This window comes from Bradyrhizobium sp. ISRA442 (assembly GCF_038085055.1).
In the GTDB taxonomy this organism is placed as follows: domain Bacteria; phylum Pseudomonadota; class Alphaproteobacteria; order Rhizobiales; family Xanthobacteraceae; genus Bradyrhizobium.
The window spans coordinates 17,756-31,832 of sequence record NZ_JALGCN010000022.1 but is presented as its reverse complement, the minus strand read 5'-3'; the positions used below and the strand labels follow the sequence as shown (position 1 = coordinate 31,832).

Annotated in this window: 13 protein-coding genes; 8 read left to right on the top strand and 5 right to left on the bottom strand. The window is 65.3% G+C overall.

Annotated features, from left to right (window positions below; genetic code table 11):
• The first annotated feature begins 38 nt into the window (after nucleotides 1-38).
• Nucleotides 39-1,868, top strand: coding sequence for a caspase family protein (locus MTR72_RS32085; RefSeq protein WP_341511783.1), 1,830 nt, complete (start codon nucleotides 39-41; stop codon nucleotides 1,866-1,868).
• Between the two features lie 210 nt (nucleotides 1,869-2,078).
• On the opposite strand, the gene MTR72_RS32080 is transcribed toward MTR72_RS32085, so the two are convergent.
• The gene (locus tag MTR72_RS32080) at nucleotides 2,079-3,251 is read right to left on the bottom strand and encodes a M20 aminoacylase family protein (RefSeq protein WP_280970011.1); all 1,173 of its coding nucleotides are present in this window, start codon (nucleotides 3,249-3,251) and stop codon (nucleotides 2,079-2,081) included.
• A 108-nt stretch (nucleotides 3,252-3,359) separates the two neighbouring features.
• A complete protein-coding gene (purB, locus tag MTR72_RS32075; RefSeq protein ID WP_280970012.1) occupies nucleotides 3,360-4,667 on the bottom strand; it encodes an adenylosuccinate lyase in 1,308 nt (435 codons plus the stop codon).
• Nucleotides 4,668-5,244: 577 nt separating this feature from the next.
• On the opposite strand from purB, the gene MTR72_RS32070 reads away from it, so the two are divergent.
• Nucleotides 5,245-5,835, top strand: coding sequence for a TetR family transcriptional regulator (locus MTR72_RS32070; RefSeq protein WP_341511782.1), 591 nt, complete (start codon nucleotides 5,245-5,247; stop codon nucleotides 5,833-5,835).
• Nucleotides 5,836-6,306: 471 nt separating this feature from the next.
• On the opposite strand, the gene MTR72_RS32065 is transcribed toward MTR72_RS32070, so the two are convergent.
• Complete coding sequence (locus MTR72_RS32065) at nucleotides 6,307-6,960, bottom strand: response regulator (protein WP_280970014.1); 654 nt, start codon at nucleotides 6,958-6,960, stop codon at nucleotides 6,307-6,309.
• 7 nt (nucleotides 6,961-6,967) lie between these two features.
• The gene (locus tag MTR72_RS32060; RefSeq protein WP_341511781.1) at nucleotides 6,968-8,338 is read right to left on the bottom strand and encodes a sensor histidine kinase; all 1,371 of its coding nucleotides are present in this window, start codon (nucleotides 8,336-8,338) and stop codon (nucleotides 6,968-6,970) included.
• A 188-nt stretch (nucleotides 8,339-8,526) separates the two neighbouring features.
• Between MTR72_RS32060 and MTR72_RS32055 the strand changes: the two genes are divergently transcribed.
• The 6 genes from MTR72_RS32055 to MTR72_RS32030 all read left to right on the top strand — a co-directional run bounded on the left by MTR72_RS32055 (nucleotide 8,527) and on the right by MTR72_RS32030 (nucleotide 13,235).
• Nucleotides 8,527-9,288 carry a MotA/TolQ/ExbB proton channel family protein gene (locus MTR72_RS32055; RefSeq protein WP_341511780.1) on the top strand — a complete coding sequence of 254 codons (762 nt, stop codon included), beginning with the start codon at nucleotides 8,527-8,529 and terminating at the stop codon, nucleotides 9,286-9,288.
• A complete protein-coding gene (locus tag MTR72_RS32050; protein ID WP_280970017.1) occupies nucleotides 9,278-9,949 on the top strand; it encodes a hypothetical protein in 672 nt (223 codons plus the stop codon). Before MTR72_RS32055 ends, MTR72_RS32050 begins: the two co-directional genes overlap by 11 nt.
• Nucleotides 9,942-10,547 carry a hypothetical protein gene (locus MTR72_RS32045; protein WP_280970018.1) on the top strand — a complete coding sequence of 202 codons (606 nt, stop codon included), beginning with the start codon at nucleotides 9,942-9,944 and terminating at the stop codon, nucleotides 10,545-10,547. Before MTR72_RS32050 ends, MTR72_RS32045 begins: the two co-directional genes overlap by 8 nt.
• Nucleotides 10,548-10,665: 118 nt before the next feature.
• On the top strand, nucleotides 10,666-11,406 hold the full coding sequence (locus MTR72_RS32040) for a metallophosphoesterase family protein (protein WP_341511779.1): 741 nt from the start codon (nucleotides 10,666-10,668) through the stop codon (nucleotides 11,404-11,406).
• Between the two features lie 5 nt (nucleotides 11,407-11,411).
• Nucleotides 11,412-12,851: a serine/threonine protein kinase gene (locus MTR72_RS32035; RefSeq protein ID WP_341511778.1), complete on the top strand. Its 1,440-nt coding sequence runs from the start codon at nucleotides 11,412-11,414 to the stop codon at nucleotides 12,849-12,851.
• Between the two features lie 120 nt (nucleotides 12,852-12,971).
• Complete coding sequence (locus MTR72_RS32030; RefSeq protein WP_341511777.1) at nucleotides 12,972-13,235, top strand: hypothetical protein; 264 nt, start codon at nucleotides 12,972-12,974, stop codon at nucleotides 13,233-13,235.
• A 119-nt stretch (nucleotides 13,236-13,354) separates the two neighbouring features.
• Here MTR72_RS32030 and rpe read toward each other — a convergent pair whose 3' ends face one another.
• Nucleotides 13,355-14,056, bottom strand: a complete 702-nt coding sequence (gene rpe, locus MTR72_RS32025) for a ribulose-phosphate 3-epimerase (RefSeq protein WP_341511776.1) — start codon at nucleotides 14,054-14,056, stop codon at nucleotides 13,355-13,357.
• Between the last annotated feature and the right edge of the window lie 21 nt (nucleotides 14,057-14,077).

The window sequence follows — 14,077 nt, the reverse complement described above, 5'->3', positions numbered from 1 at the left end:
GGGTGATTTACGCGAATATCATTCGATTATTCTGTGCATTGATTTTTGCAACTTTGTTCACTTGCGCGCCCGCGCAGGCCGAAAAGCGTGTCGCGCTCGTCATCGGCAATTCCGCCTACAAGAGCGCGCCCAAGCTCGGCAATCCCGTCAACGATGCCACCCTGGTCGGCGGCATGTTCAGGAAGGCGGGCTTCGATTCCGTGGACATCAAGCTGGACCTCAACGCCAGCGAGATGCGGCGCGTGTTGCGCGAGTTCGCCGGCAGGACCCGCGATGCCGATATGGCGGTGATCTATTACGCCGGCCACGGCATCGAGCTCGATGGCAACAACTATCTCATTCCGACCGATGCCGCGCTGGAGACGGATGGCGACGTTCTCGACGAGACCGTCCCGGTCGAGCGCGCGCTGTTCGCGGTCGAGCCTGCCAAGCAGTTGCGCCTGATCATTCTGGATGCCTGCCGCGATAATCCGTTCGCGAAGACGATGAAGCGCACGCTGGCGTCGCGCGCGATCGGGCGCGGGCTGGCCAAGGTTGAGCCAACCAGCCCCAATACCATGATTGCCTTTGCGGCCAAGGCGGGATCGACGGCGTCGGATGGCGATTCCAAGAACAGTCCGTTCGCCACGGCGCTTGTCGAGTACCTGCCGAAGCCGGGCCTGGACCTGCGCAAGGCCTTCGGCTTTGTGCGCGACGATGTGCTCAAGAGCACGGGCTACAAGCAGGAGCCCTATGTCTACGGCTCGCTCGGCGGCGACGACGTGCCCCTGGTTGCGGCGAGGCCGGCACCGACCGGTCCGCAAGCCAATCCGCAGGAGGCCATTCGCAGGGATTATGAGCTCGCGCTCCAGCTCGCCACGCGCGACGCCTGGGAAGCGTTTCTGACGCAATATCCGGAGGGGTTCTACGCCAATCTGGCCAGGGGCCAGTTGAACAAGATTGCCGCCGAAGAGGTGCGCGCGGTAGCCGAACAAAAGGCGAGGGCGGCCGAGCAGGAAAAGACGAGGCTCGCCAACGAACGCGCCCAGAAGGCCGAGCAGGAGAAGGCGGCTGCGGCGGCCAAGGCCGCCGAAGAGGCGCGGATCGCGGCGGAAAAGCAGAAGCAGATCGAGCAGGCCAGAGCCGAAGCGGCCGAGCGGCAACGCAAGGCGGCCGAGGCTACCGCCGCGAAAGCGCTCGCGGAGAAGCAGGCGGCGGAGAAGGCCAAAGCCGAGCTCGCCGCCAAGCAGGCCGCCGAGAAGGCGTCAGCGGAGCAGAGCGCAAAGCAGTCGACGGATCGGCAGATGCCTGAGGGCGAGAACCAGAAAGTGGCCGCTCTCTCGCCTGCGCCGGCGTCGACGTTGTCGGCGGCTGATCTGACAAAATCCGTGCAGAGCGAACTGCGCCGCGTGGGCTGCCTGTCCGCTGCCGCCGACGGCGACTGGAGCGCCGCATCGCAGCGCTCGCTGACGATGTTCAACAAATACGCCGGCACCCAGTTCGACGTGAAGCTCGCCAGCGTCGACGCGCTCGATGCTCTGAAAGCGAAGCCGGGCCGGGTCTGCCCGCTCGTGTGCAATTTCGGTTTCAGGGCCGATGGTGATCAATGCGTCAAGATCACCTGCCGCGCCGGCTATCGCGTCAATGACGACAATGAATGCGAGAAGGTCCAGGAGAAGAAGCCGGTCGCCAAACGTGACGACGCGACCTCGCGGGACGCGGAACGCAAGAAGGTCGAGTCTGCTCCATCCAAACCGCAGTCGAGCGGGCAAGTCGTATGCAACAACGCCGGCTGCCGGCCGGTAGCGAAAGGTTGCCGGGTGGAATTTCGAAATGGGCTCGCCGGAGGTGCGCCCGGCATCGGCAGCAACGTGGAAATCTGCAATTGACAGCGACCAGCTAGGCCAGGCGAGCTGGTGGGCGGTCACAGATTCGAACCGCGGCCCCCCGATGTAAAAGAGATGTTCTAACGGAGCGCGTAGGTGGGTTAGCGAAGCGTAACCCACCACTTCTCGATCCGCGGAAAGCAACGAGGTGGGTTACGCCTTCCGCCTTCGCTCGTTGAGCTGCGGCGGACGTAGTCGTCCCCTACGAACCTACTAGCCCGCCGGCATCCTCGTCTCGATCAGGCGCACCCAGTAGGAGGCGCCGTGGCCGAGGATGTTGTCGTTGAAGACGTAGGCCGGGTGGTGGCACTCGTTGCCGTCGCCCATGCCGACCAGGATCATCGCGCCGGGGCGCGCCTCCAGCATGAAGGAGAAGTCTTCCGCGCCCATCATAGGGATGAACTTGTCGTTGACGCGCTCGGCGCCGACGATGTCGCGGGCGACCTCGGCGGCGATGCCGGCCTCGCGCGGATGGTTCATCGTCACCGGATACATGCGCGTATATTTCGTCTCGGCCGAGCCGCCATAGGCGCGGGCGACGCTGTCGGCGACCTCGCCGATGCGGCGTTCGACGAGATCGCGCACTTCAGGATCGAGCGTGCGCACGGTGCCGCTGAGCTCGGCGACTTCGGGGATGATGTTGAAGGCTGTGCCGGCGTGGAATTGCGTGATCGAGATGACCGCCGATTTCAAGGGATCGACGTTGCGCGCGACGATCGACTGCAACGCGTTGACGATCTGCGAGCCGATCAGCACGCTGTCGATCGCCTTGTGCGGGCCCGCGCCGGCATGGCCGCCCTTGCCGTTGACGGTGATCCGGATGTTGTCGGAGGAGGCGAGCATCGGCCCGGGCGTGGTCGCGAAATGGCCTTCGGCGAGGCCCGGCATGTTGTGCATGCCGTAGACCTCCTGGATGTTCCAGCGCGTCATCAGCCCGTCCTCGACCATCGCCTTGCCGCCGCCGCCGCCTTCCTCGGCGGGCTGGAAGATGACAACCGCGGTGCCGTCGAAATTGCGCGTCTCGGCGAGATATTTGGCAGCGCCCAGGAGCATCGCGGTGTGGCCGTCATGGCCGCAGGCGTGCATCTTGCCGGGGATCTTGGAGGCGTAGGGAACGCCCGAGGTCTCCATGATCGGCAGCGCATCCATGTCGGCGCGCAGGCCAATGGTCTTGCCGGAGGCGGACTTGCGGCCGCGGATCACGCCGACGACGCCGGTGCGGCCGATGCCCGTCACCACCTCGTCGCAGCCGAACTCGCGCAACTTGTCCGCGACGATACCGGCGGTGCGGTGGACTTCGTAGAGCAATTCAGGGTTCTCGTGGAAGTCATGGCGCCAGGCGGCCATTTCGTCGGAGAGGGCGGCGATGCGGTTCACGATGGGCATGAGGGCTCCGTCTCTGTGTTGTTGTAGCCCGGATGAGCGAAGCGACATCCGGGATCTTTGTGCGTGGCTCCCCGGGTATCGCCGCGCTCACCCGGGCTACGGACGCGCTCAGCTCTCGCCGAACACGCGCTTGAAGATCGTGTCGACGTGCTTGAGGTGATAGCCGAGGTCGAACTGCTCTTCGATTTCGGCGTCGGTGAGATACTTCTTCACCTCCGCGTCCTTCTTCAGGAGCTGGAGGAAGTCGCCTTCGCCGCGCCACACCGGCATGGCGTTGCGCTGCACGAGCTTGTAGGCGTCCTCTCGGCTCGCGCCCTTTTGGGTCAAGGCCAAGAGCACGCGCTGCGAATGCACGAGGCCGCCGAGGCGGTCGAGGTTCTTCTGCATGTTGGCGGGGTAGACCAGGAGCTTGTCGATCAGGCCGGCAAGGCGCACCAGCGCGAAGTCGAGCGTGACGGTCGCATCGGGGCCGATCATGCGCTCGGCGGATGAGTGCGAGATGTCGCGCTCGTGCCAGAGCACGACGTTCTCCAGGGCCGGCGTCACATAGGCCCGCACCATGCGCGAGAGGCCGGTGAGATTCTCCGACAGCACCGGGTTGCGCTTGTGCGGCATCGCGGAGGAGCCCTTCTGTCCTTCGGAGAAGAACTCTTCGGCCTCCAGCACCTCGGTGCGCTGGAGATGGCGGATTTCCACCGCGAGGCGCTCGACGGAAGAGGCGATCACGCCGAGGGTTGAAAAATACATCGCATGGCGGTCGCGCGGGATCACCTGCGTCGAGATCGGCTCCGGCGTCAGGCCCATGGCCTTTGCGACATGCTCTTCGACGCGCGGATCGATCTGCGCGAAGGTGCCGACGGCGCCGGAGATGGCGCAGGTCGCGACCTCCTTCCGCGCCGCGATCAGGCGCTCCTTGGCGCGCGAGAATTCGGCATAGGCATAAGCGAGCTTGAGGCCGAAGGTGACCGGCTCGGCATGGATGCCGTGACTGCGGCCGATGGTCGGCGTCATCTTGTGCTCGAAGGCGCGCTTCTTCAGCGCCGCCAGCACCTTGTCGAGGTCGGCGAGCAGGAGGTCAGCGGCGCGGGTGAGCTGGACATTGAGGCAGGTGTCGAGCACGTCGGAGGAGGTCATGCCCTGATGCACGAAGCGTGCCTCGGGGCCGACGATCTCGGCGAGGTGGGTGAGGAAGGCGATGACGTCGTGCTTGGTCTCACGCTCGATCTCGTCGATGCGGGCGACGTCGAAGGTGGCGTTCTTCGCCTTGTCCCAGACCGTCTTGGCGGCCTCTTTGGGGATCGTGCCGAGCTCGGCCAGTGCGTCCGCCGCATGCGCCTCGATCTCGAACCAGATCTTGAACCGCGTCTGCGGCTCCCAGATCGAGGCCATTTCCGGGCGGGTATAACGGGGGATCATCTGACGGCTCCAGGAAGGTGGGGCGGGGCGTCCCAAGGAGAACAAGGGGCGCTGCTCCGGCCAAAATGCTTTTTACGCCGCGATTTAGCAGAGCGGGGAGGGCGAAACAAACGGCTGGGACGAGGTAGCAGGGGATGACCGGCGGCCATGCGCGAAACGCGGCCAGTCCGGACGTAACGAGCCGGGTCCAGAAATTAACTGTCAATCACGGATCATTGACTAACAGATATTGAAATCTGTCAGCGAGACGTGTATATCCGTTTCCGGACGCTCCGATTGGGCGTCCCGTGGCTACCTCCCGGGGGCGCCCGACATCCGAAACATCTGCGGATCGAGGGACGTAATTGAAGGGGCAGGAGCCGCGGACGAGTGGAGAACAAGAAAATGACGACCGAAATCCTCAATTTCACCGGGACGATTGGGCATTGGCTCAATTTGCTGGTGGCGCGCCAGATCGCGGCGCAGGCTGCAAAACTGCCTCATTAAGGCGAGAGCTTTCCGAAACGACCGGCAGGGGCGCTTCGGAAGCAGCTCCATCGCCGGATGAGTGAGCCCTTATCGGGAACATGGTGCTGGCATGAATGAAGCCGTTGTCTTGACGCCGGAGCGGATCCTCGAAGTCACTGAGGATGTGCTCAGGCGCTACGGACTTGCCAAGGCCACGGTGGTTGACGTTGCCCGTGCTCTCGATGTGAGCCACGGCAGCGTCTACCGGCATTTCCCGAGCAAGGCCTCGCTGCGCGAAGCCGTTGCAAAACGCTGGCTCGAGCGCATCGACGGACCGCTGCGCCAGATCGCCGAGGACAGCACTGGTCCCGCGCCGGAGCGGCTCGACCGCTGGATGCGCACGCTGTTCGCCGCCAAGCGCGAGCGCGTCTGCGACGATCCCGAGATGTTCCAGACCTATCTGACGCTGGCGCGCGAAGCCTGCGCCGCGGTGAAGTGCCACAAGGACGGGCTGATCGACCAGATGTCGGCGATCCTCGTTGACGGCGTGAAGCAAGGCGTCTTCCGTGTCACCGACACCAAGGCCACCGCACGCGCGATCTTCGATGCCACCAGCCGCTTCCACCATCCGGCGCATGCCGACGAGTGGAAGGATGCCGATCTGCCGGCACGCGTCGATGCGACGCTGGCGCTGCTTCTGCGCGGTTTGCAGACCGCTTAGACCGACGCTCCCATTCCAAAGTTCGTAACGCCTACTTCACCCTCTCTGCTTGTGAAGAAGGTTTCCATCGCCATGCGACGGCGAGGGGGCCGCCTGCTTCCGTGCGTGAAGTGCGGCGCCGGTCGATGGCACAACCGACGGGCTTTCCGGGTATACATTGACTGCGATTTCGACTGTGTCCTTTGAACGCTTTCGAAGGCGCGAGAATGTTAACTCCTGATCGAGCATGGGGCAGCGGAAGTGGACGATGGCCGTATCCGGCAAGCGGCAAAGTTCGTCGATGAGCTCACCTACTGTAATGATCGGGGGACGTGGGACGGCCTTGTGATTAGCCTTACTCATGACATTACTCCTTCGACTCCAGTGCTAACCGGAGCTGAACGGTCTCTGTTCCATTTCGTACAGCAATCGGATGGGAAGAGAGACTTGAAAAGTTATGATGTCCACTCAGAGAATCCGGCAGCCTTGCTGCTAGATCTTCGTCAGCCCGCACGTCGCGGCCAGCCGCACGAGTTGCGCGTCCGTGCGCGCGCCGGTCTTGGCCTTGATCAGATAGTGATAGTTCTGGACCGTCTTCACACTGAGATTGAGCTGTGAGGCGATCTGCTCGGTCGTAGCGCCGCCGGCGAACTGACGCAAAATCTCGATTTCCCGTTCACCCAATTGATCCAGCACCGAGCCGGTCGGCGCGAGGCTGTCCTCAGCCAGCACATGCGCGATGTCGTCGCTCATGGCGCGCTCGCCGCGGGCAACGCCCCGGATCGCGCTGACCACTGCGGACGGCTCGCTGCTCTTGGTGACGAAGCCGCTGGCGCCGGCGCTGAAGGCGGCTTTCACCAGCACCGCCTCGTTGTGCATGGTGAAGACCAGAATGCGCGCCCGCGGGCTGCGGGCGCGGATGTTGCGGATCGCCTCCAGGCCGCTCGCGCCGGGCATCGAGATGTCCATCACGACGACGTCGGGATCATGCGCCTTGAAGGCGGCATAAGCGTCCGCGGCGTTGTCGGCTTCCGCCACGACACGGAGATCGCCCTGACTCTCCAGCACGCGCCGATAGCCCTGTCGCACGATCGGATGGTCGTCGACCAGCAGCACGGAGATGCCTGTTGTCGCAACCTCGGTCATGCCGGCCTCACGCCGCGAGCGGGATCGTGGCGGCCACGCTGAGGCCACGCGTTGCGGGGAGGATCGACAGCGAGCCGCCGGCCGCCGCAACACGCTCGCGAATGCCGGTGAGGCCAAAGCCTGCGGAGCGCGCCACCTGTTCGGCATCGCCGCCGCCGTCATCCTCCACCCGGATCACGAGCGCATCGTCTGCGCCCGAACGGCGCTCGATCCGCAACGAGATCTCGCGCGCCGCGCTGTGGCGCAGCGCGTTGGTCAGGCATTCCTGGGCGACGCGATAGGCGGTGGTTGCGGCCGGGCCGCTGATGTCGGCGAGGTTGCCCTTGAGATCGAGCTGGATCGTCGGCTGTGTCGCGCTCTGCGAGCGCCAGCGATCGACGAGATTGACAAGGCTCGCCTCCAGCCCGAGCTCCTCGGGCAGGGGATTGCCCAGACGCTTCAGCGTATCGCGCAGCGAGGCCATGATGCGGTGGGTGGCCTGCGAGATCATGCGCGCATCCTGCGCAGTGCCGTTGTCCTTGCTCTCCTTTGCGCTCGCCGTCTCGATCGTGTTGGCGAAGGCCAGGATGGCCGACAGGTTCTGCCCGAATTCGTCGTGCAGCTCGCGGGCGAGCGCGCGACGTTCGTCGTCGCGGATCTCGATCAGGCGCCTTGTCAGGGCTGCGCGCTGCTCGGTCGCCTCTTCCAGCCGGCCGCCGAGCTCGCCCACGGCCTTGCCGATCATTGCGAGCTCCATCGAGCGGAAACGTGGCAATGGCGTGCGATACTGGCCGCGCGCCATGCGCTGCAGCGCGGTGACGATCGCGTGCGCTGGCGCCAGCGTGTGCGCGATCGCCAGCGAGGCGAGCAGCGCGATCGCCGCCGACATCAACAGCGCGACGTCAATCACGTTGAGGATGTACTCCCAGGCGAGCGAGATCGCGGCCGCTTCATCCGGGGTCGCAACTACCGTGCCGGCCGCGGCTGCGCGGGGGCTGACGGGCCGCACCACCTCGGCATGGCTGCCGAGGAACGTGGGCACGATCGCTGCAAACCATCGGGGCGGCGCCTTGCCGATACCCTGGTTCTGGCCACAGAGCGGCTTTTCGAATGCGGCCGCCGGCTGGAACTCGACGCAGACGCCAGGCGAGATCAGCTTCATCGTCTCCAGCGTGCGCCAGTCGGGAACCGGCAGGAGGTGCTCGCGCATTCTGCTGCTGCGCAACAACAGCTCGCGCCAGTACAGTGCCTCCAACGCTTTCGCGACGCGCTGCGCGGATGTCGCGGTGGCGCGGTCGACGCTTCGATAGGCATCGAACGTCGCCCACACCGTCGCTGCCCCGAGGCAGAGCGCGACGATGAGAAGCAGGCGGGCGACGAGCTGGAGCACGAGACGCATGCGATCACCCCCGACGTTTGCTAAGCTCACAGTAACAACGCCGCCGCGCCTTGCCAATTGCAGGGAAGGGCAGGGATGAGGCTCGGGCAAATTTCCCAAGCCAGTTTGGGCATGGCTCTTTGGACCGGGGGCGGTAATTTTGATCTAATCCGCGACGAAAGATCGTTGCAGGCCGGGAGCAATGCAGCATGAGCTCGATCACGATTGGACCGACCGCACGGCAACCGGCCGACCCGTCGGAGCGGAGCGCGCTCCTGTTCTGGATGATCTTCACCGGCCTTTCCGTCTTCGCCGTCGTCCTGTTGTGGCGGTTCGGGCTGATCCACCTGATGCTGACCTCGGACCGGACCTACATTTCGAGCGTCATCGCGGTGCTCTACGTCGCCACCTGCGGTCACTGCTTTCTGCGGACGCGGGCGATCGCGCGTGAGGGGGCGGCGGCGCGGCGCTGCCGCACGGTGCTGGCGGCGGCCAGTGGCAGCAAGGCGCTCGAGGCCGGCGGGGCCTCGCTGCCACGCGGGCTGGTGCGGGATCACATCGAAAGCCTGGTGACGAAGGCCACCGCGCAGGACTACCGGCCGGTCGACCAGACCCTGCTGCTGCGGACCCTGGCCGACCGCCTGCGCGGCTCCAATGGTTTCGGCGCCTTTGTCTCCGACACGCTGATGAAGCTCGGCCTGCTCGGCACCATCATCGGCTTCATCATCATGCTGGCGCCGATCGCTGGCCTGGACGCCGCCGACAAGGTCGCGATGCGGTCTTCGATGGGGCTGATGAGCGATGGCATGGCGGTTGCGATGTACACGACGCTTGCGGGCCTCGTCGGCTCGATCCTGGTCCGCATCCAATACTACATGCTCGATGCGGCGACCCAGCGGGTGTTCTCGGATGCCGTGGTGCTGACCGAGACCTATGTCACGCCGGCTCTGGAACGCCGTCATGCTGGATGATTTCGGTCTCTATCCGCGCGAGGAGCCGTTCGATCCGCTGGGCGTGATGCTGTTCAAGGCGCTCCAGGTGATCGCCTTCCTGTTCTTCCTCGCCCTGCTCGCGGTCTCCCCGGATTCCAAAGACGGCAAGATCGACTCCAAAGCCGAGTTCATGATCACGCTGGACTGGCCGGACAATCACCCCGACGATCTCGACCTGTTCGTGCAGGATCCCGCCGGCAACATCGCCTGGTACCGGCACCGCGAGGCCGGCTTCCTCACGCTCGACCGCGATGACCGTGGCGGCGCCAACGATTTCATCATGGTCAACGGCAAGAAGATCGCGTCGCCGATCCGCGAGGAGATCGTCACGGTGCGCGGCATCGTCGCCGGCGAATACACCGTCAACGTCTCCCACTTCGTGGCGACGACCGGCGAGCCGGTCCAGGCGAACGTGAAGGTGCAAAAGCTCAATCCGACCGCGCAGGTCATCTTCGACAACAAATTCACGCTCGATCACACCGGCGACGAGAAGACGGCGGTGCGGTTCCGGCTCGATGCCGAGGGCAAGGTGGTCAACGTCGACCAGCGGCCGAAATCGCTGCTGGAGACGTTCCGCAGCAGTTGGCGCAACGGCGGCGACGTCGATCCGAAGACCGGTGTGAGGATACGCCGTGAGTGATCTGCAACTGGTCATCCTGACGCTGTCGGTCGCCTACGCCGTGATCGGCGCGCTGCTGCTGGTCGTGCTGGTCTATGCGCGCCTGCACTGGTCGCTGAAGGCGGTCGCGGTGGTCGTGACCAGCGTGTTCTATGTCGTCAGCTTCGGCGGCATGCGCGGGCTGCTCGGCTGGGCCAGCGCCGAGCGGATGCCGACCTCCTTCAAGCTGCTCCAGGCGCGCATCGTCGAGCCGCATTCGCTGGAGGGCGACCCCGGCTCGATCTATTTCTGGGTCGAGGAGCTCGACGAGGACAATCGCCCGAGCGGCATCCCACGGGCCTTCCGCGTGCCCTACAACGATAGGCTGGCCGACAAGACCCACACGGCGCAGAACGAGATCGCGGCAGGGCATCCGCAAGGCGGCCGCGCCGCCGATTTCGGCGGTGGCGAGGGCAGCTTGATCGACATGGTCCGGGAATATGTGACGCCCAAGACCATCCTCGAGACCAGCGGGGGCGATTCTTCGACCGGCGAATTCAATGCTCCGCCTGCCGGCGCACAAGGCGCGGTGTTCACACCGCTGCCGCCGCCCCGGATGCCGCCGAAGGACGAGCAATAGGCTCTTCACCATTGCGATAGCAGTGCGCTGGAAAACCGCCCCGCGCTGGCGCATCTTGTTGATGTCCCTCAAATTGGCTTTATCGGCTTCCAGATAGCCTTTCGAGGGTGGAGGGTGTGTGCTCCTAGCTGTCTTCTCGGATATCCACGGCAACCGGCAGGCTTTCGATGCCTGCCTGAAGGCCGCGCGGGTGCGCGGCGCCGAGCGGATCGTGCTGCTCGGCGATCTCGTCGGCTATGGCGCCGATCCCGAATGGGTGGTGGATACCGCGATGGAGCTGGTCGCCCATGGCGCAATCGCGGTGCGCGGCAATCACGACCAGGCAGTGAATTCGTCGGCCGAGACCATGAATGCCGCGGCGCAGATCGCGATCGAATGGACGCGGGGGCGGCTCGACACCGTGCAGCGCCGGTTCCTCGCCGAGCTGCCGATGCTCGTCGAGGACGGCGACCGTCTGTTCGTACACTCGGAAGCCTCGAGTCCCAAGCGCTGGAACTATATCCGCTCGACGGCGGACGCCGCCAAGAGCCTGATATCGACGCCCGCGCACGTCACCTTCTGCGGCCATATCCACCGGCCCGCGCTCTATTCGATGTCGGTGACGGCGAAGATGACGAGCCTCGTGCCCAAGACCGACGTCTCCGTGCCGCTGCTGCGCGGGCGGCAATGGCTCGCCGTGCTCGGCGCCGTCGGCCAACCGCGCGACGGCGATCCGTCGGCGGCCTTCGTGCTGTTCGACACGGTCTCGTGCGAGATCACCTATTGCCGCGCGCCCTATGACATCGCGAGCGCGGCGAACCGGATCCGCGAGAACGGCCTGCCGCCCTGGCTGGCCGACCGCCTGTCGGAAGGACGCTGACGGCGATGCCGAAACCTCTGGTCAAGCCCGGCGCGGAGATCGACGGCTACACCATCGGCGAGGGCGTCCATGCCGGCGGCATGGCGACGCTGTGGACCGTCACTCATCCTGGCATCGACGTGCCGTTGCTGATGAAGATCCCGCGGGTGTCCGAGGGCGAGCACCCCGCGGCGATCGTCTCCTTCGAGATGGAGATGATGATCCTGCCGAGGCTTGCGGGACGCCACGTGCCTACGTGTTTCGGCACCGGCGATTTCGCCCACCAGCCCTATGTCGTCATCGAGCGCATTCCGGGGACCACGCTTTACAAGCGGCTGCCCGACCTGCCGCTGGCCTACGACGAGGCGCGGCTGCTCGTCGCGAAAATCGCGACCGCGCTCGCCGACCTGCACCGGCAGAACGTGATCCATCACGACGTCAAGCCGAGCAGCATCATGTTCCGCGACAGTGGCGAGGCGGTGTTGATCGACTACGGCCTGTCGCACCACAACCATCTGCCGGACCTGTTGCAGGAGGAGTTCCGCCTGCCTTACGGCACCGCTCCCTACATGGCGCCGGAACGGCTCTTGGGCGTGCGCGACGATCCGCGCAGCGATCTGTTTTCGCTCGGCGTGCTGCTCTATTTCTTTACCACCGGCGAGCGGCCGTTCGGCGAGGGCGAGACGTTGCGCGCGATGCGGCGCCGGCTGTGGCGCGATCCGCATCCGCCGCGCAAGCTGCGCCCCGACTATCCGCCCTGGCTCCAGGAGGTGGTGCTGCGCTGTCTGGAGATCGAACCGGTCTGGCGCTATCCGACCGCGGCCCAGCTTGCCTTCGACCTTGCCCATCCGGACCAGGTCAAGCTCACCGCGCGCTCGGAGCGGTTGAAGCGCGATCCCCTCGGCGTCGCCTGGCGGCGCCGCTTCAACCAGGGCGTCACGCTGCCGCGCGCGAAAGCCGATGTCGCGGCGCAGATTGCATCGAGCCCGATCCTCGCGGTCGCGCTCGACACCGCGGAAGGCGCGCCCGAGCTGAACGAAGCGCTGCGTGTCACGACCGAACGCATTCTCGCGACGCTCCCGTCGGCGCGGCTTGCCTGCGTCAATGTGCTGAAACTCAACCGCATCGCCATCGACCGGACACTGGACGAGCAGGGCTCCAACAAGCATATCGACCGCCTGGTGGCGCTCAGACACTGGGCCACTCCGCTCAAGCTGGATGAGAGCCGGCTATCGGTTCACGTGCTGGAGGCCGTCGATCCCGCCGCGGCGCTTTTGGAGTTCGCCGAGGTCAACCAGGTCGATCATGTCATCATCGGCGCGCGGCAGGGCTCGTTCAGGCGCACGCTGCTCGGCAGCGTCTCGGCCAAGGTAGCTGCGGAAGCGACCTGTACCGTCACCGTGGTGCGGCCGCCGCGGATGGCTGCGGATGCGGCAGAGGCGGATACGGGCGAGGCGACGGGATAGCGCTTCGCCCACAGGCTGGGTCAGGCCGGGTGGCCCGCGTGCGGGGCGCGCTTGCGGCGGATGGGCCAAGAGAAGTGCGGACCGGCTTCGCTATGATCTGCGCTGCCGCCGAAGTACTGGATGATCTCGCGGCAGGGCTCGCAATTGAAAAGGCTGCGCGAAGCGGTCGCCTTGGTCATTTCCTTCAGGCAGTTCGGGCAGTGCGGTTGCATCAGTCAGTCCAAAAAAGTTCGATGCCGGATGCTGCGTGCGGCCTTCACCGGCCCGGCCGATGGGCCAAAAACGACAAATGCACTAAAACCAAGCCACAACGCCACGCCAGTCCATACCAGGGTTGTCGTCATGATGTGCTCCCGCCAAACAGGCAAGACCCACTTGAAGTGATTTGTGCGAATCAGGGAAGTCCGGAGGAGTACGGACTTAGGTTGCAATTTTAAGGATTGCGCGCTGCATCGCGGCTGGAGCCGCGGCTCTTGCATCGCGCATGTCGAGCTTGATGCGGCTCAGATCGCTTCGCCGCGCGCTCCGAGCGCGGCGTTACGGATCGCGGCGATGTTGGTCTTGTAGGCTTCCTGCGTGCCGCCCCTGAACACCGAGGTGCCGGCGACGAACGCATTGGCGCCGGCGGCGGCCAGCGCGCCGGCGACGTCGGGGCCGACACCGCCATCAACCTCGATGTCGATCGGGCGGCCCGCGGTCATCGCGCGGATATCGCGGATCTTGCCGATCGCGGAGGGGATGAAGGCCTGGCCGCCGAAGCCGGGATTGACCGACATCACCAGCACGAGGTCGATCAGGTCGAGGACGTATTCGAGCGCGCTGATCGGTGTGCCCGGGTTGAGCGAGACGCCGGCCTTCTTGCCGAGCGCGCGGATCGCCTGCAGCGAGCGGTGCAGATGCGGACCTGCCTCGGCATGCACGGTGATGTGGTCGCAGCCGGCTTTCGCGAACGCTTCGAGATAGGGGTCGCAGGGCGAGACCATCAGATGCGCGTCGAAGATCTTCTTCGTATGCGGGCGCATCGCCTTGATGACGTCGGGGCCGTAGGAAATGTTGGGCACGAAATGCCCGTCCATCACGTCGAGATGGATCCAATCCGCACCGGCCGCGTCCACCGCGCGGACCTCTTCGCCGAGCCTGGAGAAATCCGAGGCCAGGATGGAGGGCGCGATCGCCAGGGGGCGGGGGCTGAGGGCTTGGGTCATGGGCGTTGTTTCCCGTGGCGG

Bases quoted from the DNA above. Each gene is read 5' to 3' on its own strand.
- MTR72_RS32070 (WP_341511782.1), top strand. From the start codon at position 5,245: ATGAATGAAGCCGTTGTCTTGACGCCGGAGCGGATCCTCGAAGTCACT.
- rpe (WP_341511776.1), bottom strand. From the start codon at position 14,056: ATGACCCAAGCCCTCAGCCCCCGCCCCCTGGCGATCGCGCCCTCCATC.
- MTR72_RS32050 (WP_280970017.1), top strand. From the start codon at position 9,278: ATGCTGGATGATTTCGGTCTCTATCCGCGCGAGGAGCCGTTCGATCCG.
- MTR72_RS32030 (WP_341511777.1), top strand. From the start codon at position 12,972: ATGATCTCGCGGCAGGGCTCGCAATTGAAAAGGCTGCGCGAAGCGGTC.
- MTR72_RS32035 (WP_341511778.1), top strand. From the start codon at position 11,412: ATGCCGAAACCTCTGGTCAAGCCCGGCGCGGAGATCGACGGCTACACC.
- MTR72_RS32080 (WP_280970011.1), bottom strand. From the start codon at position 3,251: ATGCCCATCGTGAACCGCATCGCCGCCCTCTCCGACGAAATGGCCGCC.
- MTR72_RS32060 (WP_341511781.1), bottom strand. From the start codon at position 8,338: ATGCGTCTCGTGCTCCAGCTCGTCGCCCGCCTGCTTCTCATCGTCGCG.
- purB (WP_280970012.1), bottom strand. From the start codon at position 4,667: ATGATCCCCCGTTATACCCGCCCGGAAATGGCCTCGATCTGGGAGCCG.
- MTR72_RS32065 (WP_280970014.1), bottom strand. From the start codon at position 6,960: ATGACCGAGGTTGCGACAACAGGCATCTCCGTGCTGCTGGTCGACGAC.
- MTR72_RS32055 (WP_341511780.1), top strand. From the start codon at position 8,527: ATGAGCTCGATCACGATTGGACCGACCGCACGGCAACCGGCCGACCCG.